The organism is Arthrobacter sp. ZGTC131, from assembly GCF_002929275.1.
In the GTDB taxonomy this organism is placed as follows: Bacteria; Actinomycetota; Actinomycetes; order Actinomycetales; family Micrococcaceae; genus Arthrobacter.
The window spans coordinates 1-560 of the sequence record NZ_PJIK01000093.1 but is presented as its reverse complement, the minus strand read 5'-3'; the positions used below and the strand labels follow the sequence as shown (position 1 = coordinate 560).

At 68.2% G+C, this 560-nt stretch carries 1 pseudogene; it reads left to right on the top strand.

Going from position 1 to position 560, the window contains the following annotated elements:
• Positions 1 to 526: pseudogene (locus CXQ90_RS21840) on the top strand (diaminopimelate epimerase); the annotation flags it as partial.
• Between the last annotated feature and the right edge of the window lie 34 nt (positions 527 to 560).

Sequence of the window (560 nt, the reverse complement as noted above, 5' to 3'; positions counted from 1 at the left end):
GGTGGACAGCGGCTACGCCGTGGACATGGGTCCCTGGGAGTTCATCTACCCCGACCATGCCGCCGCGAAGGCCATGGACGCCGTCGTCAACGCCGAAGGCCTGGAAGTTCCGCGCCCCGGACTGTCCGTCAGCATGGGAAACCCGCACACCGTGGTGGCCCTGGCCGAGCTGTCCGAACTCGCAGCCACTCAACTGACGACTCCGCCCACCGTGCAGCCGGAGCCGGAGAACGGCACCAACGTGGAATTTGTGGTCCCCGCCGAGCCTCTGGTCGAAAACGGCGTGGGTCTGCTGACCATGCGCGTGCATGAGCGCGGTGTGGGGGAGACCCTTTCCTGCGGCACCGGCGCCTGCGCAGCAGCCGTTGCCATCCGTTTCTGGGCCGGCCGGGATGCCCCGAACGACTGGGCGGTCACGGTGCCCGGCGGCGTCGTCGGGGTCCGTTTCCTGACTGCTGAAGACGGCCGCGAGCACGTGGAACTCAGCGGCCCCGCCGTCATTGTGGCGCGCGGAACCCTACTCTAGGAACGGCCGGAATAAACCCCTGCGATGGGCGGTT